This window comes from Rhizobacter sp. P2_H3, from assembly GCF_056403355.1.
Window position 1 is genome coordinate 24,933 of the sequence record NZ_JBFUFQ010000024.1, and the last position, 23,409, is coordinate 48,341.

A 23,409-nucleotide genomic window follows, 5' to 3' on the forward strand; every position below is an offset into this window, starting at 1 on the left:
GTTCGAAGCCTGCCGATCATGGGACAAACACATGAGAACCACCGCATTCGCCGCCTGGATCGCACTGATGGGAGCCGCCTGTACGACGCAGGTCCCGACGTCGAGCGAACCGCTCGCCGCGGTGGGCGGGTCAACGCGTGCGACCCTGGCGCCCGTGAAGCCCGTGACCGAGGTGCTGTGGGGTACGCCGGTGACGGACAACTATCGCTACATGGAATCCATGGATCCATTGACCGTGGAATGGATCCGATCGCAAGGGACGCATGCGCACGCCGTCCTTTCGGCCATTCCGCAGCGTGCCGCGCTTGAAGCAAGGATCGCGGCTTTCACGGCCAGCTTCGGGCTGACGAAAGGCTACGTTGCTCGCGGCGGACGAGCCTTCTACGAGGAACGTGCGCCGGGGTCCGATGTCTTCGATCTCGTCGTGAACGACGACGCCGGCAAGCGCAAGATCRTTGATCTCGAAGCACTGCGCGCATCCACGGGTGGCGCGCCCTACGCGATTGACTATTTCGTCGTCTCTCCAGATGGCTCGCGCGTCGCCGCCGGACTTTCACAAGGCGGATCCGAGGCGTCATCGATCTTCGTCCACGACACCGCGACCGGGAGGCTGGTGGCCGGTCCGCTCGATCGCGCAGACCCGGGCTTCGCCGCCTGGAGCTCCGATTCCCAACGCCTCTATGTGACTCGGCTGAAGCAACCTGCCGTCGGCGAAGACGCGTCTGAAAAATACCGCAACACCACGGTTGACTCCTGGAACATGAAATCCGAGCCGATCAGGATTCTGGGTTCGACCGCAGGTCGCGGGCCTTCACTCTCTGCTGACGAAACCCCCGTGCTCGACATCTGGCCGACGTCGTCCCTGGCGATAGCGTCTTCGCTGAACGGCACGCAGAGCGAACTGGCATTGTGGACAGCGCCCGCATCGAGGTTGAACGACGAGAAGCTCGCGTGGGAGCCGCTGGCTGCGCGCACGGACGACATCACGGCGGTGAAGGCGGCCGGCGATACGCTGTATCTGCTGTCGCACAAGAATGCGCCGACGTTCCAGGTGCTGGGTGTCAAGGCGGGCCAGCCGCTGTCGGCGGCCAAGGTGCTGGTGCCTGCGCAGGAGAACCGTGTCATCGAATCAATCCATGTGGCGGCGGATGCCCTGTATGTGCTGGCGCGCCATCGCGCCTATTCCGTGCTGTTGCGCCTCCCGCATGCCTCGGGGGGAATCGAGGAGGTCGCGCTCCCCTTCAAGGGATTGGTTCTCGAGGCGTTTGCCGATGCGCGCCAGATGGGAATAACGCTCAATGTGCAGAGCTTTGTCGTCCCGCCATCGACCCTCTCATACGATCCGACGAGAAAATCCTTTGCCGATCTGAAGCTCGGTGTGACGCCGCCTTACGACTCCAGCCGCTACACGGTCCACGACCTGGACGCCAAAGGGCACGACGGCGTGAGCATCCCGGAGACGCTGATCCACCGCAGGGACATCAAGGGCCCGCAGGTTGTCGTCATCCAGGCGTACGGCGCCTACGGGATTTCGCAGCTGGCCAACTTCAGCTTTCGCACGGCCAGCTTCCTTGAGGCCGGCGGCGCTTACGCGTACTGTCACGTCCGCGGTGGTGGCGAGTTGGGCGAGGCATGGCGCCTCGCTGGAAAGGACGCGAGCAAGCCCAACTCCTGGCGCGACCTGATTGCCTGCGCTGAAGATCTCATTGCACGCGGCTACACGACGAGGGACAAGCTGTTTGCCTTCGGAGGGTCCGCCGGCGGCATCACGTTGGGGCGTGCACTCACCGAACGACCCGATCTGTTCGCCGGGGTGATCGCCATCGTTCCAGGTGTGAACACGCTGCGGCAGGAGTTCCAGCCGGTCGGGCCGCTGAACATTCCGGAGTTCGGAACCATCGAGACGGAGAGTGGTTTCAGGAACCTCTACGCGATGGACTCGATCCAGCACGTGCGCCCCGGTGTCCAGTATCCCGCGGTGCTGATCACTTCCGGGTTGAATGATCCACGCGTCTCCCCGTGGGAACCGGCGAAGTTTGCCGCTGCGTTGCAGGCGTCGGGATCGGTACGCCCCGTGCTGCTGCGAATCGACGCGGAAAGCGGGCACGGTTTCGGAAACACGAAGTCGCAGGACGATGCGCTCCATGCCGACATGTGGGCCTTCGTGTTCTGGCGCGCGGGGCTTCCTGGGTGGCGGCCGCGCCGCCGATGTAGATCGGGTCGCCGACGCCTGACAGGTGACTGAAGGTGTTGGGGCGCCTGGGTCCGTCAACGCCGGTACTCATGCATCACCTCGCGGTCTTTCCCGGATCGCTTGGCTTCGTAGAGAGCCATGTCCGCGGCTTCGATGAGCTGAAGAGATGAGCCGCCGCGTTGCGGGATCGTCGAGGCGCCGCCGACGCTCACGGTAAGGTGCCGGGCCACCGTCGAACCGCCATGCACCAGTTGAAGGTCCCGCACTGCCCCGCGAAGTTTTTCAGCCATGAAGCTTGCTCCGGTCAGCGGTGTGGTCGTCATGATCAGTGCGAACTCCTCACCACCGTAACGGGCGACCAGATCGGTCGACCGGTTGGCATTCAGCTGCAAGGTGCTTGCCACCTGCTTCAAGGCCTCGTCTCCACCCAGGTGGCCGTAGGTGTCGTTGTACAGCTTGAAGTCGTCGATATCAATCATCAACACGGAAAGCGGGCTTTGGTCGCGCAATGACCGGCTCCATTCCAGTTGGATGTGTTCGTTGAAATAGCGCCTGTTGCAGATCTCGGTGAGTCCATCCAAGTGGGTCAACCGCTCCAGCTCGATGTTGGTCTCCGTCAGTTGTTGCTGGCTCTCGCGCAGGGCCCGGTATGCTTCGTCGCGCTGCAACTGGTTCGAGTACGACTTGGAGTGGTAGCGGATGCGCGCGACCAGCTCGATCTGGCTCGGCAGCTTGACGAGATAGTCGTTGGCGCCGGCTGCGAACGCATCGCCCTTCACGGCCGGGTCTTCGGTGGTCGACAGCACCACGATCGGAATCTCGCTGGTGGCCGGATTCGCGCGGTATCGGCGAACCAGCGTCAAACCGTCGATGCCGGGCATGACCAGGTCCTGCAGGATCACCGTCGGCCGGATCTGCTCGGCCACCGCGATCGCCTTCGCCGGATCGGAGCAATAGTGGAAATCGATGCCCGGCTGGTTCAGCAGCGTGCGGCGCACGGCCTCTCCGACCATCGCCTGGTCGTCGACCAACAGCACCATGACGGGGTAGTCCTTCGCCGCGAATGGCGTCGGCGCATCGAGGTTCTTCGTTTCAAGGTTGACCATCATGACCCCCTGGTTCTGGTTTGATGGAAAGCGCAGCGCGCAATCGAGGCGCGATCGCGTCGATGGGCAGGACATCCACCGCGGCGTCCAGCGCTGCAGCGGCCCTCGGCATGCCATAGACGGCGCAACTCGCCCGGTCCTGCGCGATGGTGTGGTGCCCCTGGTCGCGCAATGCCTTCAAACCGAGCGCGCCGTCGCGCCCCATGCCGGTCAGCAGCACGCCGACGACGTCGCCCGGCCACAGGGCACACGCACTGTGGAAGAACACGTCGACCGACGGGCGGTAGACATACTCCTGCGGGATGGGCGTGTACGCAAGTCGCTCACTCGTCACAAGCCGCAGATGGTCATTGGTGGCGGCGAGCAGCACCGCGCCGCGGGTCGGCCGATCACCCTCCCGGGCGACCTGAACCGGCAGCACCGAATGCTGTCCGAGCCACTCCGCCATGCCGGCGGCGAACTGCTCGTCCACATGTTGGACGATGACCACGGCGGCAGGGAAGTCCGCCGGCAGACCGCGCAGCAGCGTGGCCAGCGCCGCCGGCCCACCCGCGGATGCGCCGATCGCGACCAATGGCTGTGGACGGGTCCCGCGCTTCGCCGAAGCAGCCCGGGCGACCATGGCGCTGACCGGGACGCTGTCGCCGATCAGCTTGCCGATGATCTCGATCTTGGCCAGCAGGGGCGCGGCGCCCGCACGGAGGTCACTGCCGACCAGCGCCGGCGTATCGACGACATCGAGTGCACCGTGGCCCATCGCATCGAAGATGCGAGCGGTGTTGATACCCATGTTGGCGGTGACGAGCAGGATGGCGCACGGTGTCTCGGCCATGATTCGGCGCGTGGCTTCGACGCCGTCCATCACCGGCATCAGCAGGTCCATGAGCACGAGGTCGGGCCGCAACTCGGCGCAGCGCTGCACCGCCTGCGCGCCGTTCTCGGCGACCCAGATGATGCGGTGTTCCGGCCGCAGCGCCAGCACGCGCCGCAAGGCCTCCACCGCCATGGCCATGTCGTTGACGATCGCGATCTTCATGCGACGGCCTCGCCGATCAGGTCGGTGGCCGCCTGCAACAGCGTCTCGTCGTGAAAGCTGCCCTTGGTCAGGTAGTGGTCGGCCCCGGCCTCCAGCCCGCGCCGGCGATCGTCGGCGCGATCCTTGTACGACATGATCATCACCGGCAGCGACTTCAGGTTCGGATCCTTCTTGACCAGCGTCACCAGCTCGATGCCATCCATTCGTGGCATGTCGATGTCGGTCACCAGCAGGTCGAAGTGACCGGTGCGCACGGCGTTCCAGCCGTCCATGCCGTCGACGGCGACCTCGACGTCGTAGCCGTGCTGCGCAAACAGCTTGCGTTCGAGCTCCCGCACCGTCAGCGAATCGTCGACCACCAGCACGCGCTTGCGCCTCTTGGTGTCGGCTGCGTTGGCGCCCGGTGACGCCTGGCTCAGGTGGCCTGACGCGATGAGCTTCTGGACCGAACGCATCATGTCATCGATGTCGATGATGAGCACCGGCGATCCATCCTCCATCAGCGCACCGGCGCTGATGTCCTTGACCTTGCCCAGGCGCGGGTCGAGCGCCTGCACCACGAGCTCGCATTCGCCGAGGAAGCGGTCCACCACCAGGCCGTAGATGTCCTCGTGGTCGCCGACGACGATGACTGACAAGTCGCCACCCGCTGCCTTCGGCTCGCCCGCCTGCAGGATCTGGTGCGCAGTGACGAGGCCGACGCGTCGCCCGTCGACGTCGACGTGCTGCCGTCCCTCGAGGACTTCGACTTGCTGCGGAGCGAGTTTCAGGGCGCGAAAGATGCGTGCCAACGGGAAGGCGTACGGCTCGCCGCCGATGTGCACGAGCAGGGTGCGGACAACCGATAGCGTGAGCGGCACTTGCAGTTGAAAGCGCGTCCCGAGGCCGGCCTGCGTCGACACGCGGACGCTGCCGCGCACCTGTTTCACCATGTCCTGCACGACGTCGAGCCCGACGCCGCGCCCGGACACTTCAGTCACGCGCTGGCTGAGCGTGAACCCCGGCAGGAACAGGAACTCCAGCAGCTCGGACTCCGACAGCTCTGCCGCGAGCTCGGCCTTGGCGTGATTGCGCTCGACCACGGCGCGGCGCAGCGCGTCGAGTGCGATGCCGCGACCGTCGTCGGACACGGTGATCTGCAGCGCCCCTGCGCTGTGGCGGGCTTCGAGCTGCACGACGCCTTCCGCAGGCTTGCCCACGGCGCGACGCTGCTCGGGCGATTCGATGCCATGGTCGAGCGCGTTGCGCAGCAGGTGGCCCAGCGGTGCGTCCAGCCTCTCGAGCATGTCACGGTCCACCGGCGTAGCGGCACCGACGATGTCGAGCCGGACCTGCTTGCCGAGCGAGCGACCGAGGTCGCGCAGCATGCGCGGCGTGGACTGGACACCGTCGGCGAACGGCCGCATGCGACAGGCCACCGCTTCGTCGTACAGCCGGCGCGACAGATCGGCCGAGCGCCGCTCGAAGGGCTCCAGGTCGACCAGCCCCTGCGCCAACAGCTGCTCGCACTCGAGTACGCGGCGCCTGATCTCGTGCAGTGCGGCCCGCGATCGCTCTTCCACGGTCGCTGCCGGCCCATCGTCGAGCAGGGCATCGATTCTTTGCACGGACTCGTGCTGCAGCCGCTTGAGCCGCAGCAGCGAGGTGGCGAAGGGCTTGAGCCAGCGAGCGGCCACCAGGGATTCGCCGGCCAGGCCGAGCAATCGGTTCAGGCTGTCGGCGGTAACGCGCACGACGCGGCCCGAGGTGTCGCGCGCGGCCATGACTGTCTGGCGGGTCGGCAGGACGTCGCTTGGCGGCGCCGGCGCAGCCTCGTTCGGCGCCGGGCCGTCTTCGCCATCGGCCTGCATGGCGCGTGTCAGCGCCTCGACAAAGGCCTTCACTTGAGTCTCGTCAGCGTGGTCCGTCCCGGAGGTTCGAGCGAGGCGTGCGAGCAGATCCACACCGCCGAGCAGCGGGTCGATGTGGCTCTGGCGCAATCGCAGCTGCCCTTCCTGTGCGGCGACGAAGCAGTCTTCCATCGCGTGGGCCACGCGCACCGCGACGCCGAGGCCGACGATGCTGGCGGCACCTTTGAGCGAATGGGCGGCGCGCATGCAGGCCTCGAGCTGGTCGGCCGCTTCCGGGTCCCGCTCCAGGGCCAGCAGTCCCGCCGTCAGCAAGGGCGTGTGGTTCTCCACTTCGATGCGGAACAGCTCCAGCATCGACAGCTCGCTGAGATCTTCGCTGCTCAAGCCAGGCTCCGTTCAAGTGTGTAGAACAGCAGTTGTTCGTCGAGAAGGCCGACGGCGCGCTGTTCCCAGGTCAGGACCGCTTTGGAATAGGTCGCCGTCGCGCGGGCGACGGTGGTGGGCACCGCCTGCAATGTGCCCGGATCGAAGCGCTGGACGCCGCGCATTTCATCGACAGTGAAGCCCAGGCGATGGCCGTCGAGGCCGATCACCACCAGGCGCCGTGATGCGAGGCGTTGCCGTGCGTGCCCGGCCTCGCCCGCCTGCGCTGTGCCGACCAGGTCAAGCACGCTGYCCAGCGAGACGCAGACCAGCAGTTCGCCGCGCACATTGGCAACACCCTGCACGACGCCGTCGCGGCGGTTCGGCAGCGAATGAATCGCCGGCAAGGCGACGACCTCCTGGAACACCGGCGTCGGCAAGGCCAGCCATTCCGTGCCGATGCGAAAGATGACCACCGAGCCCGCATCGGCCCGCCGTGCCTCGGGAGCGTGTGCCATGTGGCGGGTGCAATCGGCGAGGTAGTCGGGTGGCGCTTCCCGATCCAGCAGGGCCAGCGCGGCGGCGGCACGCGCCGGGTCGACAGCGATGATTGACGCGGCCTGCATGTCAGGCCTCGCCGCCTCGATGCAGCCGGCTGGCCCGCCGCTGCAAGCGCTGCGCGCCGGCCGTGTCGCCCTGCTTTTGCAGCAACAGCGCGAGGTGGGTCAGCGCCTCGTGGAGATTCGGGTCCAGGTAGAGCGCCTTGCGGTACTGGTCGGCAGCATCGTCCGTCTTGCCGCTCGCATCCCGGACCAGGCCGAGCAGGTTGAACGCCTCGGCCGTGGGACCGTGCTCGCGCAGATGCGCTTCGCAGTGCGCCGCGGCCTCGGCGAGGTGACCCTGGTCGGCAAGGCGCCGTGCGTGGTCGATGCCCGTCGACGCATCGGCCCGTGCAGACGCCCTCGGCGCGGCAGCGGGCGGCGCCGCTCGGGGCCGAGCGGACTGCGGGGCCGCCAACGCCGGCGCTCGGACGGGCCTGGATGGCGCAGGGGTTGCGCGCAACTTGATGACGCTGCCGGGCACTGGCCCCTTGCGGAAGGCGAACGCGAGCGGAAGCTTCGCAGAGATGAATCCGTGGTCCGACAGCAGGGCCGTCTCCGACGGGCCGACGAACAACCAGCCCCGCGGCGCGAGCAGCCGGCCCAGCACCGCGAGGGCGCGGTCCTGCGTTGCGCGGTCGAAGTAGATCAACACGTTGCGGCAAAAGATGACGTCGTAGAGTTCCGCTCCGGCAACCAGGCCGTCCAGCAGGTTGCCGTGCCGAAATTGCACCAACTGGCGCACCGTGTCGGCCGGACTGTGGCCGCCTGCGGTGGCGACGAAATGGCGATCGCGGAAAGCCAGGTCGTTGCCGCGAAACGAATTGCGGCCGAACACTGCACGCTGTGCTCTCGCCAGCGCACGGTTGCTGATGTCGACGGCATCGATGCGCAGCGCGCTTGCCTGGAAGCCGGCGTCGAGCAGCGCCATGGCCATCGAATAGGGCTCTTCTCCCGTGGAGCACGGCACGCTCAGCAGGCGCAGCACGCCCTGTGCCTGATGGGACGACCCCTCATCGCGGACCAGGCGCGCCAGCGCCACGAAGGACGCCGGGTCACGGAAGAACCAGGTTTCCGGAACGACCACCGCCTCGATGAGTTCCTGCAATTCGGTGCCCGAGCCGCTGAGCCGCTCCCAATACGCCTGTGCGTCGGCCAGCCCGCAGGCCGACAGCCGCTCCTGCACCGCGCGCTCGACGGACGCCGAACCGATGGAGGCCGCGTCCAGGCCCATCGTCTGCTTCAGCAAGTGCTCGAAACGGGCGGTGTCCATCACGCCGCCGTGGCCTCGTCGAACAACAGCGCACGCAGCGACGGTGGCAGCAGGCGCTGCACCTCGATGCGCTGGATCAGCCCGCGCGCGTCGGCAGTCACCCGGCCGAGATAGGACGCCGCGTCGACGCTGACGCCGGGCGCTACGAAGTCCTCCGGGTCGCGACGCAGCGTTTCTGTCGCCCTTTCGGCCAGCAGGCCGAGCAGGTGCGGCCCGCCGACGGGGTCGGGGCCAGGGTGGGGGTATTGCACAAGAACGATGCGCGTGCTCAGCCGGTTGGCCGACGGGCGGCCGAGCGCGAGTTCGCTCAGGTCGATGACCGGCACCGGGCCGCCGCGGTATTGGCACAGGCCGGCCACCGACGACGGCGCGTGGGGGATCGCCTTCACGCCGAGCCGGGGCAGCACGGCGACGACCTGACCCGCATCGAGCGCGTAGCGTTCACTGCCCAGCTGAAAGAGGAGGAATAGCATCCGGCGGGCCCTCGCTCATCAAGCCTCCACCAGTTTGAAGCGCGAGACGCCGCTGCGAAGGCCACCGGCGGCCTGGTGCAAGCCGTCGATCGCCTGCCCCGACTGGCGCAGCGAGTCGACGGTCTGCTGGGCGGCTTCGGTCAACTGTGTCAGCGCCTGGCTGATCTGCTCGGCGCCACTCGCCTGCGYCTGCACGCCTTCATTGACGGCCTCGAAGCGCGGCGCCAGCGCCTGCACCTGCGCGATGATCTGCGACAGCTGCGCGCCGACCTGCTGCACCTCCTGCATGCCGCGGCGCACCTCTTCGGAGAACTTGTCCATGCCCATCACGCCGGCCGACACAGCGGACTGCATCTCCTTGACCATCTGCTCGATGTCGTAGGTGGCGACGGCGGTCTGGTCGGCGAGCCGGCGGATCTCCGTGGCAACCACGCCGAAGCCACGCCCGTATTCGCCGGCCTTCTCGGCCTCGATGGCCGCGTTCAGCGACAGCAGGTTGGTCTGGTCGGCCACCTTGGTGATGGTGGTGACGACCTGGTTGATGTTGCCGGCCTTGTCGCTCAGCACGGCGAGCTTGGCGTTGATGGCCCCGACGGCCTCCATYACGTTGTGCATGGTCTCGGTCATGCGCTGCAGGCCTTCCTGCCCGCCGCCCGCAAGCAGGGCGGTCTCCTCGGCGACGTGCGACACCTCGCTCATCGTCTTCACCAGCTCGCGCGAGGTGGCGGAGATTTCCTTGGAAGTGGCGCCGATCTCGGTGGTCGTGGCGGCGATTTCGCTGGCGGTGGCCTGTTGCTCCTTGGACGTGGCGGCGATCTCGGTCGCCGAGGTGTTGACCTGGATGCCGGACTGCTGGACCTGGCCAAACAAGACCGTCAGTTGCTCCGTCATCCGGTTGAAACCCTGCGCCAGCGTGCCGAACTCGTCGCGCCGCTCCAGGTTCATCCGCTGAGTCAGGTCACCGGTGCTGATCGCGTCGGCGGCGGTGAGCAACCGGCCCAGCGGCCGGGTGATCGATTGCAGCAGCACATGGCCGAGCGCCAGCCCCAGCAACAGGGCCGCAGCGAGACTGACCACGATGGCCATGTTGGCTGTGGCGACCGATCTCATGATCTGCCGGCCTGACTCCTCGGCATCCGTCATGTTGTAGTCGACGATGGATTGCACGGCGGCGCGGATCTTTTCGAACTGCGGGTCGAGCTGGCTGTGCAGCAGCGCCCGGGCCTGGTCGTTCTTGTTGGCCGCGCTCAGCTTCAGGATGTCCTCCTGCGTGCGCAGGTAGGCATCGGCGGCGTGAAGGCTCTTGAACGCGTCGTAGTTCTCGCGATCCCCGGCCGTGAAGATGGTGCCCTCGTAGCTCCTGGTCAGGTTCTCCAGCCTGGCACGGTTGGCCCGCAGCTTTGATTCGACCTTCCGGGCCTCGGATTCTTCCGTCTCGAGCACATGCTCCTGGGTCAACGTGTAGTTCTCTTGCCAGGCGGCCATCAACTGACCGCTGTGCAACATGCCGGGCAGGGCCTCCTTCTGAAGGGTGGTCGCGTCCTGTGCGACGTGCGCGAGGCAGGCGTAGGCGACGGCGCCCATGACGATCATCAGCGCCAGCACGGCGGCGAAGCTGGCGAGAATGCGGTGCCGTATGGTCCAGTTGGCCATGAAGTTCGGTCCCTCACCATGATTTGCGCCTCACCCGGCCACAGCGGACAGGTCGACGTAAAGCAACGGACCATACGCCCTATCCAACGCCTTTTCCATGCGCCGCCGCACATAGGGCCAAATCTTCGCGCTCTCGGGCGTCAAGCGAGCGTTCGAGCTGGCGCTCTCGCTCTCGCTGCATATTCAGGCGATCCAGTGAACGCGTGTCGAATTCGCGGCGCCGGGTAGCGGCAGCGATTCCGCTTCGGCTGTGACCGCATCGCGATCTTCGGACGACATCCGCTGCCACGGCTGGACCGTGACGTCGCGGCCGGCGCGGCGCCACGTACCGACAAGTTCGCCGTCGAGCATGATGGCGCCGGGCCAGACGCGGGACGTCCACAGTGCAGCGCGACGGTCCGCCTCGGGAACCAGCAGCTCGCGATCCGCGCCCTGGAGGAGGAAGTACGCGTCCCCGCTGGGCAGGAGCCGCACGCCTTCGACCGGCCCGGCGATCGCCCGAAACCCGGCCTCCTGCTCCGCCAGGATCCAGGCGTCGCCGGCCGGCGTCCGCACGGCGACGAGGTCTGGCGCGAGTGCCTTGTGCGCCGCCAGTGCGGCGACCTTCGAGATCCCGGCCCACGCGGCGAAGCCCTCAGCCGTAGCGGGACCAAAGACGTGCAGGTGCCGGCGTGCAAGCTCGAGTTGTGCCTGCGCCGGGTCCATCGCGGGCCGCTCGACGGTCCGGACGGTCGGCCGCTTGGCACCGTCCCAGCGAATCAGGACGGTACCGGTCGCTGCCGCATAGCGCAGCGAGTTGGGAGCGACGTTCATCCCTTGTCCTGCCTCGGCGTAAGGCATCGCCCGTCCGTCGAGCCATTGGTGCAGGCGATCGGCGAGATCCTCGGCCCTGCGCCGCTGCGCACCGCCGGCCGGCAGCCTGCCGAGCGAGAAGACGGCTCGATCTTCGGCCGCGACGGCGTAGGCGCTGAACCGGGGACCCCAGAGCTGGACAAGGGACGAATCCGCCCAGGCTTCGGGCGTCGTGCCTGCAACCCGGGCATGCAGCGACAGGACCGCTGCTCGCGGCACGCTGTCCTGGAGGCCGGCGAACGCTGCGCGCCGCACCGATGCCGCGCCGGGTGACAGCCGCATGGCGAGCCCGTTGGCGTCTCGTCGATGGCCCAGGATCTGCTGCCGTGTCAGCTCGAGAGGCCGCAGTGTGTGCATGCCTGTCATTGTCCACCGCGGCTCTCCGTGTGTCCGCCCCCAGGGTTTCCACGATGGCCCCCACGCACATCGCCGATGCCCCGCCGATGTGTCCGCCCGCCATTGAGTCCCCGCCTCGTCGAACAAAGACTGGTCCGTTCCCGACCGTGCACCCGGCGGTGACCCGCTGGGGGCGCATCGACATCCTGGTGAGCAACGCCGGCATCCTGCGCGACAGGAGCTCGCGAAGATGTCGCTCGACGACTTCAGGCTGGTGCTCGACGTGCACGTGATGGAGCGCCGTATGCAGCCGCAGTTGACGTTGGAGAGAATGTGAACCTCGCGGGGGCGGACATACTCGACTTGATTCCAGATCAGGTCGAGGAAACCTCTGCCGTTCTTGTGTCTGCGAGCGGCGGCCTTGCCAGATCAACACGAGCACCGAGGGGGAAATATTGATGCAATGGCGTCGTCGCTTGCTGCGAATTGGCGTGGGTGTGTCCGGCGGTTGCCGGCTCCTGTTGTGCCGGGTGTCGTCGGCACTGGTGGCAGTGCCGGCCTTGCTGGCGGCATCGTCGACTTGGGCCGGCTGCGATCTCAAGCAGATGGAGATCCCGGTGCGCGTGGTCGACCAGCGCCCGATTGCAATCCTGACCCTCAACGGGACCGAGGTGCCGATGCTGGTGGACAGTGGCGCCTTCTTCAGCATGCTCAGCGAGTCCACCGCGACACAGCTGAATCTGTCGTTGCGCAGTCTGCCGTATGGCATGCGCATCGAGGGCTACACGGGGCGCATCCATGCGAAGCTGACACGCGTTCAAACCCTGGGACTGCTCGGGGCTGAATTGAACAACGTGGAATTCATCGTCGGTGGCAACGAGTTGGGCGCCGGCATCATGGGGATTCTGGGCCGCAACATTCTGTCGATGGCGGACACCGAGTACGACCTGGCGCACGGCATCGTGCGCCTGAGTTTTCCGAAGGGTGCGTGTGCCGAGACCAACTTCGCCCATTGGGCCGGCGAGGCCCCGGTGATCGAAGCACCGCTTGGGACGACCCGGCATGACAGGGACACGGCCATCCGTGTGGCAGTCAGCATCAACGGCAAGCGCACGATGGCGCTGATGGACACCGGAGCGCCACATACGTCGTTGACGCTGGCGGCTGCCCGCCGCGCCGGCATCGACGAGGGCAGCCTGACGCCTCTGGGGCGCGTCGGCGGTGCGGGGGAAGGCCGCGTGAAGTCGTGGGCAGGCCCCGTCGCGTTGTTCGAACTGGGCGGGGAGAAGATCGTCAACACCCGCCTGGAGATCGACGATGCCGACGATTCGGAGCAGGGCATGCTGTTGGGGCTGGACTATTTTCTGTCGCACCGCATCTATGTCTCACGCCTGCAGGACAAGGTCTACGCCACCTGGAATGGCGTCGCCCCGTTCGCGTTCGCTCGAGCGGCCCCGGGCGAGTACGACGCTCGTTATGCAGCACTGCCGAAAGATGTCGGGAAGGACGATGCCGATGCCTTGGCGCGTCGGGGATCCGCTGCCATGGCGGCGGGGAACTACACGCGTGCCCTGGAAGACCTGAACCGAGCCTGCGAGTTGGCACCCGAGGTGGCCGACTACCTGTATGCCCGGGCGCGGCTGCATCTGATGATGCGCAAGTCACAGGCCGCGCTCGCCGATCTGGACGAGGCCTTGCGACTTGATCCCCAGCTGAACGAGGCGCGCTTCCGCCGCGCCTGGGGGAGAGTGGCGCTCGACAATCTATCGGGCGCGCAGGCTGATCTTGCACAACTCGACGAGGTTTTGCCGCCATCCTCTGCCCTGCGTGCGGACATGGCAGAGTTGCACGCCGTGCTTTCCCAAGCCCCGCAGGCTCTGCGGCAATTCGATCTCTGGGTGAATACCCACCAAAGAGACGCGCGCCTCGCCAGCGTTCTCAACAGCCGCTGCTGGATGCGCACGCGGCTCAACATGGAATTGACGCTGGCCCTGCAGGATTGCAAACAGGCGGTGGACCTGGATGAGGGGTCGGCGGCATATCGCGACAGCCTCGGCTGGACCTACTTGCGCCTGGGAGATGCGGCAAAGGCCAAGGCGGCCTTCGATGGCGCGATCAAGGTGCAGGCGCTGCCCTTTTCGCTGTACGGACGAGGTCTGGCGAAGCTGCGTCTGAACGACAGCACCGCCGGACAGCAGGATCTGGCAGCGGCCCGCAAGCTGAAACCCTCGATCGACAAGGACGCGCGCACGGAGGGCTTCGATTTCGTGGACGACGTGGCGCCGCCTGGGGTTTCGGGGTCGTGAGGATCACCGCCCGATCCGCGCCTGTGCCTGAGCCTCGACGAGGTCATGGCGCACGCCGGCGAGACCGTGCCGGCGTCGGGCCGGAGCCGTACCGGCTGGAGCTGGCCGAGGCCGAGCTCCAGCAGGCACTCTAGGCTGCGGCGACGGACTCCGCCACGAAGGCGGCGTAGGTGCGCAGCGGGCGTCCCAGGATCGCCTGCAGGCGATCCACCGCGCCGTCTTCGCCCCGCATGCCCAGCTTCTGGATGCCGGCCATCATCAGGCGCATGTCGTAGGCCAGCCAGGCCGGGCCGAACGACGCCATCTGCCCTTCGAAGGCGGCCACGTCGTCGCCGCCGTAGGCGATTTCGCGACCGAGGGCGGTGCTCCAGGCCTTTGCCGCGGAAGTGCCCGTCAGCGCCTGCGGGCCGACCAGGTCCAGCGTCACGCGCGGGAGCGGTGCAGGCGCCCCGTCACGGCGCAACAGCTCGGCGACGGCGAGGTCGGCGATGTCGCGCGCATCGATCATCGAGACGCCGGCCGTGCCGATCGGCATCGGGTAGACGCCGTAGCCCTCGATCACCTGCCGGACCGTGCCCTCGTTCTGCATGAAGTAGGCCGGACGCAGGATGGTCGCCGGCATGTCGAGGCTGTCGATCATGCGCTCGACCGTGTACTTGCTCGTGAAGTGGGGCACGTTGGTGTACTGGTCGGCGTGGATCACCGACAGGTAGACGACGCGCTCGATGCCGGCCTCGCGCGCCAGGTTCAGCGCGATGAGGGCTTGCGTCACCTCATCGGGCGTGACGGCATTCAGCAGGAACAGCGTTCGCACCGACGACAGCGCGGCGCGCATCGAGGGCACGTCGGTCAGGTCGCCGACCACTTCGGTGACGCCTGCGGGGAAGCTGCGCTTGCCCGGCTGGCGAACGAGGGCCTTGACGCTGGCGCCGGCGCCGGCCAGGCGTTGAACGATGAGGGAACCGATGGTGCCGGTGGCACCGGTGACGAGGATGCTCATGTGAATCTCCAGGGAATGATGGATCGGGTGGTTCAGAGGGATCAGCGGGAGAAGTCCGCCACGACCTTGCCGGTGCGCGAGGTGGTGCGATTGCGTTCGATGGCCGCAGGGAGGTCRTTGAAGCCGACCACCTCGCTGACCGGCGACTTCAGCGTGCCGGCGGCGACATCGGCCGCCAGCGTTTCCAGCAGCGCAGCGTCCGGCTTGTTCATGAACCACAGGCCGCGGCGGCCCGCCGGGGTGCGCGCCAGGATGTCGGGGGACGAGGTGCCGACGATGGCGCCGTTCTCCGCCAGGACCTGCCACGAGCGATCGAGGACCTCGCCTCCGACGTAGTCGAGCACCAGGTCGATGTCCCGGGCGATGTCCTCGAAGCGCTGGGTCTGGTGGTCGATGACGTGGTCCGCCCCGAGACCGCGCACGTACTCGACGTGGGCGGTGGCAGCGGTCGCGAAGACCTCGGCCCCCGCCCGTTTCGCGTACTGCACGGCGTGGCCGCCGAGCCCACCCGCCGCGCCGTGGATCAGGATGCGCTGGCCGGGGCGGATCGGACCCGCGTGATGCAGGCTCTGCCAGGCCGCCACGGCTGCCACGGGAATGGCGGCCGCCTGGACATCGTCGAGGCCTGCCGGCGTGCGAGCCAGGTTGCCTTCGTCGACCGCCACGACATCGGCGTAGGCGCCGAGCCTGCCCGGCGCTCCCATGACGCGATCGCCGACACGAAAGCGGGAGGCGCCGGGGCCGACGGCCTCGACCACGCCCGCCAGTTCGATGCCCAGCACGGCCGGCAGTTGGAGCGGGAAGGCGTCCCGGACGTAGCCCTCGCGGACCTTCCAATCGATGCCGTTCACGCCGGCGGCCCGGACCCGGACCAGGACCTCGCCGCGTCCGGCTTGCGGGCTGGCGATCTCGGCCACCTCGGCGGCGCTGGCGCCTCCATAGGCCCGGATCAGTACGGCGCGTTGTCGAGTGGTGCTCATTTGAAGTTCCTCGTATCAGGTTGCGATGACGAGAAGATAGACCGTTGCACTGATAAAACGAAGACGCCAGAATGTAGATACACCGTTTCAAATATGGAACACCATGGATCTGAACGCACTGGCCGACTTCGCGCTTGTCGCGACGAACGGGGGGTTGGGCAAGGCGAGTCGCGCCAGCGGCAAATCGAAGGCGACCTTGTCCCGGCGCATCTCGGACCTGGAGGAGCAACTCGGCGTGCGGCTCATCGAGCGCAGCGCCCGGGGGCTGAAGCTCACCGAAGCCGGCGAGCTGTTGATGGCTCGAACCGAAGGGCCGATCCACGAGGTGGCCGAAGCCATGACCGCGGCCCGGGAGGGGGTGGCCATGCCGCGCGGACGCCTGCGTGTCGCCTCGCCCGTGCTGTTCTCGCAACTGGCGATGGGGCGGATCAGCGCGGAGTTCTGCGCGGCCTACCCGGAGGTCACGTGCGAGGTGGTGGCCGAGGACCGCCTGGTCGACCTGGTCGAGGAGCAGTTCGATGTCGCCATTCGCATCAACCCGAGCCCGGACAGCAGCCTGGTGGGGCGGTGCTTCGCGAAGGACCGGCTGGTCGTCGTGGCCGCTCCCTCGGTGCCGATGCCTGGCCCGGGTGCGGTCAGGGCCGTTCCCGGCATCGTGTCCTCAAGCTTCCAGCCGACCCATTGGAAGCTCGACGACGGACGGCTGGTCCTGGACCCCATCCCGAAGCTGAGGCTGTCCTCGTTCCTGATGGTCCGCGACGCGGCCGTCGCCGGCGCCGGCGCAGCCCTCATCCCGCAGTCCATCGCATGGAACCAGCTGACCCGCGGGGAGCTGGTTCAGTGGGGGACGGTCTCGGGCGTGGAGGTCGCGCTGTGGGTCCTGCACACATCGAGGCGACTGCCTGCGCCGAAGGTCCGGGCGTTCGTGGAGTTCATGTGCAACCGGTACCCGGAGGAATCGCTGGTGCTGATGGGGTGAGGGGGGTGATCACCCGCCGATCAGGTCGAACTGCTCCCACGGCCCGATCGCCGTCCGGTTGGCGATCAGCGGTGCGGCGCCCGCGCTCTCGGCCGTCACGTAGCGGTTGTTGACCAGCGCCCGCAGCGTGACGCTGCCGTTCGGGTTGCGGATCAGCTGGAAGGTCTCCCACAGGCCGATGGCCGTGCGGTTGGCGATCAGCTGCGAGTTGCCGGCGTTGTCGGCGGTGACGAGCTTGCCGTTCGCATGCGAGCGCAGCGCCACGTTGCCGCCGCCGGCATCCAGCAGGTCGAACTGCTCCCAGCCGCCGATGGCCGCGCGGTTGGCGATCAAGGCGCCGTCGCCCGCGTTCTCCGCGCACACATAGGCGTTGTTGACGCGTGCCCGCAGGCTGACGACCCGGCCGGTGACCGGCGTCGTGCCGCCGGCCACCGGCTGCGTCGGGCGGGTGGGCGTGAGCGCGATCTGGCGCTTCAGCATGCGGCCGCCGTCGGCGGTGAGGCGCAGGTAGTAGTCGGACGAGCAGGGCGTGCCGTCTTCGTCGAGCGCGAGCATGCCGGAGTTCGACGGCAGGAAGGCCGTGGTCTCGGCGGTCTTGGCGATCTGGTTGCCCTCGTTGTACTCGTCGAACATCGAGATGTAGATGCCCTGCGCGCCCACCCGCACCATGTTGTAGAACTGCCGCCACATGAAGTCGCCATGGGCCCGCTGGCGCGCGCCCAGGTCGCCCGGCAGCACGCACGGCTGGTAGTCGATGCCGTGTGCATTGCAATCGGCCTGGTCCTGCTGGTTGGCATTGGCGTAGAACCAGTCGGAGCCGGCGGCATCGCCGATGCGCCCCACCATCCACGGCGAGATCATGTTGAAGGCGTGGTACACGTCGAGGTAGCCGGCACGCGAATCGCTGTTGCCGTTGCGCCACCAGGTGGGCACGCCGCCCATCACGTAGCAGCCCTGGGCCTTGAACCAGTTGATGACGTCGAGGCAGGCTGCCGCCGGCCACGGGTGGTTGTCGTCGTTGAAGCCGAAGCCCCAGATGCCCACCACCGGGCGGCCGTTCTGCTTCGCGTAGGCGGGCGAGGCGACCAGCGCCGCCATCTTGTTGGTCCAGTCGGCCTTGATCTCCGGCTGCATGTTCGCCCAGCCGCTCACGTCGTACATGATGTAGAACTTGCGCCCGGTCGCCTCGGCGGCAGTGCGCACCTTGGTCGCCATCGCATCGCGCGTGGCGCCTTCGCCGCCGTTCGGGTTGAAGCGCTGCAGTGCGGCGGTGTCGCAGCCGTTCTGCTGCATCCACAGGAAGTGCGTGTTGACGGTGGATTGGTCGTACGACGAGAACAGCGTGGCGGGCGAGCCGTTGTTCAGGTTGCCGTAGTCGCTGCGGTAGCCGGCGGCGTAGTCGCGCATGTCGGGCCACGCGCTGATGGCCTTGTTCGACGGCGACGGCGGGCGGCCCCAGTCGTTGGACCAGTGCCACCAGCCGCGGATCGGCGCGCCATCGCCCGCGCAGGCGAACCAGCCCTGGTAGCCGACGGTGATCTTGCCGACCACGTCGCCGACGGGGCTCGCGGCATGGGCCGCTCCGGTGGCGAAGGGCAGGGCGCCGGAGGCGGCGCCGGCGGCGGCGGATCCGAGGAAAGTGCGGCGGGTGAGTGTCACGTGGGCTCCAGGTCTGAAGGGTGCGGGCGGATCCTAGGCAGCCGACCTGTTCAGATCTGTGTGCGTGTGCGTCCGTTGCAACGCGATGTATGGGCGAAAGTGGATACGGTTCCACTCTGCGCCTGCGCGCCTGTCGTCACGCGATGTTTCCAAATCGCGGTGCAGCGGGGTTCAGGTGCGGTCCTCGTCGAACTGCTCGGCGCCGTCGACCGGCCGCAGCCATGGCTCGCGGCGCTTGACCCAGAGCTCGTAGCTCGGCACCAGCGGGGTGGGGGCCTGCGACAGCAGGCCGAGCTTGATCTCGGCCTCTTGCTCGTCGACGGAGAACAGCCGCGACCCGCATCGCGTGCAGAAATATCGCCCCTTGAAGTGGGCCGTGTCGCCGGCGTGCTCGAACTGCGGGGTCGGCCAGATGCCATAGAAGGTGAAGGCCGAACCGCTTTCCTGCCGGCAGTCGGTGCAGTGGCAGATGCCGACGCGCAGTGGTTCGCCCCGCACGGACACCCGCACTTGCCCGCACAGGCAGCTTCCCGAAAATGCTTTCATGGTCGAGCCTCATCCTGTCCAATCCACACGGACGATCAAACCTTGCAAGGACTCGCCATGTCAAGCACGTTGCCGAGCAACAAGTCGATGCCCGCTGCGGCCGTCATTCCGGTGCTGCCGTACCCCAGCGTTCCCGAGGCCACTGAATGGCTGTGCAAGGCCTTCGGCTTCACCGAGCGCCTGCGGATCGGATCGCATCGGGTCCAGCTGAATGCGCCGGCGGGGCAGGGCGCGGTGGTGGTGGCGGCGCGCGGGCCGTCCGCCGAGGCCACCTCGGCTTCCGTGGTGGTGCGGGTGCATGGCGTGGACGCGCTGTTCGAAGCCGCGTGCGCCCACGGGGCCACGGTGATCGGGCCGCCCCAGACGCACGTCTATGGCGAGCGCCAGTTCACGGTGGCCGATCCCTTCGGCCATGTCTGGACCTTCTCCGAATCGGTGGCGGATGTCGATCCGGCCGCGTGGGGCGGCGAGTACCTCGGCGAAGGCGACTGAGCTGCATCACGCGGCGCCAGCCCGGAATGCGGCCTTCATCCGCGCCTCCAAGGCCGTTGCATCGGCATCCCGGTGCGTGGCGCGCGCCGCGTGGATCGCGAGCAGATAGGCCCGACGCGTCGGCCGCGCCGCAAGGTTCTGCTGCGCCAGCGCCCAGGCCTGCTCCGGGGCGTCGCCTGCACCCAGGTAGAACTCGGCCGCGTGATCGGCAAAGGCGAGCGGATGCCTCGACAACAGCGCCTCGAAGCCACGCCTCGCCCGCTCGATCTCGCGCTCGCCGCGAGTGCGGTGCCCGGCGCGGACGTGCAGTTGCCCGAGCAAAGCCAGGGCCTCAGGTTCATCGGTGTGCTGCGTCAGGCGCTCGAGCCGCGCCGTCGCCGCCGGCTCGTCGCCACGCCTCACCTCCAGCTCGGCGAGGTGGATGTTCGCCACGACGAAGGCCGGCAGATGTCGCACGGCCTGCGCATACATGGCCTCGCCGCGCACCGGGTCATCGCCTTGCTCGGCCCACATCCGGCCGCGCATGAACCAGGTCCATGCATGGGGGAACGGCGAGGTCGTGTCGAGCTCGTCGAGCGCGGCGGCGTACAGGCGGTCGGCCTCGTCCAGGCGGCCCACGGCGGCATACGCGGTGGCCAGTGCGCTGTGCGATGCGAAGCCGGGGCGCCTCGCCACGTTCGACTCCAGTGGCGCGATCGCGTCGTGCGCCCGCCCTACCGCGACCAGGATCGACGCGCGCTGGGACGCCACCTTCTCGCCCTCGGCGCCAGCCCGCGCCGCGGCCTCCACGTCGGCCAGCGCATCCGCGAAGCGATGCACCGCCGCACGGCTGCGTGACCGGCGGAGCAGGTCGTCGGCGGTGTGCACATTCCGTTCTGCGAGGTCGACGACGCGGTCCAGCGCCGCGTAGTCGGCCAGCGTTCGCGAGCGCAGCAACAGCAGCTCGTCGATGCCCGCATCCCCCGCGGCCTGCGCGATCAGGTGGTCGAGGTTGGCGATGGCGATCGCGCCGTCGGTCGTCGCCGCCAGGAACGGGAACACGGTCGTCGAATGCCGCTTGTCGTCGTGGTCGACCCCGTCGTCGACGGTGTCCGGCGTGCCGCGGATCAGCAGCGAGCGGAACACGCCGTTGACGTTGTAGTTCGGCGTGCGGCCGCCGCAGTCGTTGACCGGTGCGCCCTCGGCCGCCGACTCCACCGCCAGGTAGCGGGTGCAGGTCGAGACCCGCGAGTCCACCCACAGCCTGTCGTCGGCCAGCAGCCTTGCCAGCGGCTGGTAGCGCGCCGGCGTGTCGTCGCCGCGCGCGGCCAGCCACTGGTTGCCGAGGATGCCGTCGAAGCTGTCGTACAGCGCCAGGTTGCGGCCGATCTCGGGCGCGAACTTCTGCCAGTCCACCGGGTCGGCGCGGTTGTACTCCTCCTTCATCGCGTCCGCGTCGTCGCTCGAGCCGATGGTGTGCAGCAGCGCATTGCCGGTCAGCGCGCGCCCCATGCGATCGATCGGCTTGCCCAGCAGCGGGCGGCCCGGTGCGGGCCGTTGCCGGTAGGTCCGCCCCCAGACCGCCAGCAGCGGGCCGCCCTGGTTCACGACCGACAGGTCCACCGAAACGACCAGCGCCGAGGTTTTCCATCCGGCCAGGAAATTCTTCGCCGGCTCGCCCTGGGTCTGGCGCCACTGCGCGAACACCTGCGCGGAGGTCTCGGCGTCGAACGCGAAGCAGCCGGCGGCATCCTTCGGCGCCTTGCCTTTCTGGATCGCATCGGCCGCAAGGTTCAGCGCGGCGCGCGTGCCCTTCACGTTGTTGAAGTACGGGTCGTCGCGCAGCCCGGCGAACACCCTGAAGCGCTTGTGGCGGCCTTCGAGGCCCTCGGCCCGGCTGGCATCGCCGCGCAGCTCGTCGCGGATGTCGCCAGGATCGCCCGCCCAGCATTCGGCCGCGTTCGCGACGTTGAAGCGGCACAGGATCGTCGTGCTGCTGGTCGTGCTGCCGAAGCGCGGGCCGCTGTCGACGTGGAACACGTACTGGACCTGGTCGGAGAACTGGCGGCCGACGATGTCCATCACCAGGTTCAGCCGCCGGCCGTCGGCGGAAGTCCAGGCGTAGAGGTCGCCGATGTCGGCTGCCGGGTCGGCGATCACGGTGGGCGTGTCGAGGTGGTCTGCCGCCTGGGCGGCCGGCGCCATGCCCATCGCGGCGGCGAGGCAGGCCAGGGCGCAATGCAGTCGGGTGTTCATCGTTCGGTGTGGATTGATGGAGGAGCTGCCAGCGTAGGCACTGCACGCGCAGCCGACTTGGCAAAAACTGCTGTCGCCCGCCCCCGGCTCCTAGAATTGCAGCCACTCCACCACCCGGCACGCCATGCCTGCTGCTCCGTCCGAAGGCCCCGCCGCCGACCGCGACTACCGCCCGCTGCGCGGCGCGTGCGGGCTGCACCTGATTCGCTGCGCGTGCCGCGCGGGTGCCGGCGAGCGGCCCCGTGACGAGGAGCACCGGGCGTTCTCGGTCACGCTCGTCGAACGCGGCTTCCTGGGCTACCGCACGCGCGCCGGTCGCGCAGTGCTCAGCCCCGGCTGGCTGATGCTCGGCAACCCGGGCGAGGGCTACGTCTGCTCGCACGAGGAAAGCGACGGCACCGGCGACGATTGCGTGGTGCTGTCGGTCTCGGCGCGGGCCTTCGACGACGCATCCGCTGCGCTCCGCCTGCCGGGCTTGCCTGCGCGCTTCGGCCGCGCGGCCTTGCCGCCGTCGCCGCGGGTGTCCGCGCTGCTGGGATCGCTGGCGGACGACGGCATCGAGGGCTTCGCGCTCGAAGAAGCGGCGCTGCAGGTGATCGGCATCGTGCAGGGTTCGCTGCACGAGGGTGCGGCACCGGCGGCCGTGTCTCGGCAGGACGAGCGGGCGCTGGCCGCCGCGCACTGCATCGAGCGCCGCGCTGCGGAGCTGCTGACGCTGGACGACGTGGCTGCCGCCGTCGGGCTGAGCACCTTCCACCTGATGCGCGTCTTCAAGCGCTCGATCGGCGTCACGCCGCACCAGTACCTGATGCGCGTGCGCCTGCTGCGTGCGATCGACCTGCTGCGGGACACGCAACAGCCGGTGACCTCGATCGCCTACGAATCCGGCTGGTCGGACCTGTCGAACTTCACCCGCACGTTCCAGCGGGACGTGGGCTGCTCGCCGGGGCAGTTCCGGCGGGGCGACAGGAGGCTCCTCGACGGGGCGCCGGGCGCCTGACGTTTGGTTGCAAACGGGCGCATCTCCGTCACGGGGCGGTCAACACTGGGCGGCAGCCCCATCCCAGAATCGCGCGGCCTTCCGGCCTGACGTGAGACTGCGAGAGAACAAGATGAAAAAGGGAACCGCCCGTTTGCATGGGATCAGCAGCTTGCTGATGTCGTTGTGCTTGACCGCTTGCGGCGGATCGTCGGGCGACACGCCGGCGCCGCCGGTGGGCAATGCGCCCGCTCCTGCGCCATCTCCGGCACCGACCCCGGCGCCCGCACCAGCACCCGCGCCCGCACCCGCACCCGCGCCAGCGCCAGCGCCAGCGCCAGCGCCCACACCCGCTCCGGCTCCTGCACCAGCACCAGCACCAGCACCAGCACCAGCACCAGCACCCACGCCGGCCCCGGCCCCGGCCCCGAGTCCTGCTCCGGCACCCGCACCCGCACCCGCACCGGCACCGGCACCGGCACCGGCACCGGCACCGGC

At 68.2% G+C, this 23,409-nt stretch carries 19 protein-coding genes and 1 pseudogene; 6 read left to right on the forward strand and 14 right to left on the reverse strand.

The features are described 5' to 3' along the window. Window positions 1-31: 31 nt before the first annotated feature. Window positions 32-2,245: a prolyl oligopeptidase family serine peptidase gene (locus AC1D1T_RS07425; RefSeq protein WP_477991702.1), complete on the forward strand. Its 2,214-nt coding sequence runs from the start codon at window positions 32-34 to the stop codon at window positions 2,243-2,245. 23 nt (window positions 2,246-2,268) lie between these two features. On the opposite strand, the gene AC1D1T_RS07430 is transcribed toward AC1D1T_RS07425, so the two are convergent. The 8 genes from AC1D1T_RS07430 to AC1D1T_RS07465 form a co-directional block, all read right to left on the reverse strand. After that, a complete protein-coding gene (locus tag AC1D1T_RS07430) occupies window positions 2,269-3,300 on the reverse strand; it encodes a diguanylate cyclase domain-containing protein (RefSeq protein WP_477991703.1) in 1,032 nt (343 codons plus the stop codon). Beyond that, window positions 3,287-4,336 (reverse strand): chemotaxis response regulator protein-glutamate methylesterase, encoded by a 1,050-nt coding sequence (locus tag AC1D1T_RS07435; RefSeq protein WP_477825755.1) that lies wholly within the window; start codon window positions 4,334-4,336, stop codon window positions 3,287-3,289. Before AC1D1T_RS07435 ends, AC1D1T_RS07430 begins: the two co-directional genes overlap by 14 nt. After that, window positions 4,333-6,570 (reverse strand): hybrid sensor histidine kinase/response regulator, encoded by a 2,238-nt coding sequence (locus tag AC1D1T_RS07440; protein WP_477825754.1) that lies wholly within the window; start codon window positions 6,568-6,570, stop codon window positions 4,333-4,335. The genes AC1D1T_RS07435 and AC1D1T_RS07440 overlap by 4 nt, the downstream gene beginning before the upstream one ends. Next, window positions 6,567-7,175 (reverse strand): chemotaxis protein CheW, encoded by a 609-nt coding sequence (locus AC1D1T_RS07445; protein WP_477991704.1) that lies wholly within the window; start codon window positions 7,173-7,175, stop codon window positions 6,567-6,569. The genes AC1D1T_RS07440 and AC1D1T_RS07445 overlap by 4 nt, the downstream gene beginning before the upstream one ends. 1 nt (window position 7,176) lies before the next feature. Further along, window positions 7,177-8,421, reverse strand: a complete 1,245-nt coding sequence (locus AC1D1T_RS07450) for a CheR family methyltransferase (protein ID WP_477991705.1) — start codon at window positions 8,419-8,421, stop codon at window positions 7,177-7,179. Next, window positions 8,421-8,894, reverse strand: a complete 474-nt coding sequence (locus AC1D1T_RS07455) for a chemotaxis protein CheW (protein WP_477825751.1) — start codon at window positions 8,892-8,894, stop codon at window positions 8,421-8,423. The genes AC1D1T_RS07450 and AC1D1T_RS07455 overlap by 1 nt, the downstream gene beginning before the upstream one ends. Before the next feature lie 18 nt (window positions 8,895-8,912). Beyond that, entirely contained in the window at window positions 8,913-10,547 is a 1,635-nt protein-coding gene (locus AC1D1T_RS07460) for a methyl-accepting chemotaxis protein (RefSeq protein ID WP_477991706.1), read from the reverse strand. 183 nt (window positions 10,548-10,730) lie between these two features. Continuing rightward, window positions 10,731-11,756 carry a DNA glycosylase AlkZ-like family protein gene (locus tag AC1D1T_RS07465; RefSeq protein WP_477991707.1) on the reverse strand — a complete coding sequence of 342 codons (1,026 nt, stop codon included), beginning with the start codon at window positions 11,754-11,756 and terminating at the stop codon, window positions 10,731-10,733. Window positions 11,757-11,902: 146 nt separating this feature from the next. Between AC1D1T_RS07465 and AC1D1T_RS07470 the strand changes: the two are divergent. Together AC1D1T_RS07470 and AC1D1T_RS07475 are read left to right on the forward strand one after the other, a co-directional pair. Then, a pseudogene (locus AC1D1T_RS07470) lies at window positions 11,903-12,030 on the forward strand (SDR family NAD(P)-dependent oxidoreductase); the annotation flags it as partial. Between the two features lie 163 nt (window positions 12,031-12,193). Then, entirely contained in the window at window positions 12,194-14,041 is a 1,848-nt protein-coding gene (locus tag AC1D1T_RS07475) for an aspartyl protease family protein (protein ID WP_082004530.1), read from the forward strand. A gap of 130 nt (window positions 14,042-14,171) precedes the next feature. Here AC1D1T_RS07475 and AC1D1T_RS07480 read toward each other — a convergent pair whose 3' ends face one another. Then, on the reverse strand, window positions 14,172-15,041 hold the full coding sequence (locus AC1D1T_RS07480; RefSeq protein ID WP_477825243.1) for an NmrA/HSCARG family protein: 870 nt from the start codon (window positions 15,039-15,041) through the stop codon (window positions 14,172-14,174). 41 nt (window positions 15,042-15,082) lie between these two features. Further along, window positions 15,083-16,021 (reverse strand): NADP-dependent oxidoreductase, encoded by a 939-nt coding sequence (locus AC1D1T_RS07485; protein ID WP_477991708.1) that lies wholly within the window; start codon window positions 16,019-16,021, stop codon window positions 15,083-15,085. A 103-nt stretch (window positions 16,022-16,124) separates the two neighbouring features. On the opposite strand from AC1D1T_RS07485, the gene AC1D1T_RS07490 reads away from it, so the two are divergent. Then, window positions 16,125-17,000 carry a LysR family transcriptional regulator gene (locus AC1D1T_RS07490; protein WP_465112023.1) on the forward strand — a complete coding sequence of 292 codons (876 nt, stop codon included), beginning with the start codon at window positions 16,125-16,127 and terminating at the stop codon, window positions 16,998-17,000. A 9-nt stretch (window positions 17,001-17,009) separates the two neighbouring features. Here AC1D1T_RS07490 and AC1D1T_RS07495 read toward each other — a convergent pair whose 3' ends face one another. Then, window positions 17,010-18,659, reverse strand: a complete 1,650-nt coding sequence (locus AC1D1T_RS07495; RefSeq protein ID WP_477991709.1) for a lectin — start codon at window positions 18,657-18,659, stop codon at window positions 17,010-17,012. Between the two features lie 171 nt (window positions 18,660-18,830). Continuing rightward, a complete protein-coding gene (locus AC1D1T_RS07500; RefSeq protein ID WP_477841666.1) occupies window positions 18,831-19,205 on the reverse strand; it encodes a GFA family protein in 375 nt (124 codons plus the stop codon). Between the two features lie 57 nt (window positions 19,206-19,262). Between AC1D1T_RS07500 and AC1D1T_RS07505 the strand changes: the two genes are divergently transcribed. Then, the gene (locus tag AC1D1T_RS07505) at window positions 19,263-19,697 is read left to right on the forward strand and encodes a VOC family protein (RefSeq protein WP_477991710.1); all 435 of its coding nucleotides are present in this window, start codon (window positions 19,263-19,265) and stop codon (window positions 19,695-19,697) included. Between the two features lie 6 nt (window positions 19,698-19,703). Here AC1D1T_RS07505 and AC1D1T_RS07510 read toward each other — a convergent pair whose 3' ends face one another. Further along, complete coding sequence (locus AC1D1T_RS07510; RefSeq protein ID WP_477991711.1) at window positions 19,704-21,932, reverse strand: hypothetical protein; 2,229 nt, start codon at window positions 21,930-21,932, stop codon at window positions 19,704-19,706. A gap of 124 nt (window positions 21,933-22,056) precedes the next feature. Here AC1D1T_RS07510 and AC1D1T_RS07515 point away from each other — a divergent pair, with 124 nt between their 5' ends. Next, on the forward strand, window positions 22,057-22,932 hold the full coding sequence (locus AC1D1T_RS07515) for a helix-turn-helix transcriptional regulator (protein ID WP_477825237.1): 876 nt from the start codon (window positions 22,057-22,059) through the stop codon (window positions 22,930-22,932). Between the two features lie 143 nt (window positions 22,933-23,075). Here the strand turns inward: AC1D1T_RS07515 and AC1D1T_RS07520 are convergent. Continuing rightward, window positions 23,076-23,409, reverse strand: a 334-nt coding sequence (locus AC1D1T_RS07520; RefSeq protein WP_477991712.1) for a hypothetical protein, incomplete at its 5' end; no start/stop codon positions are given.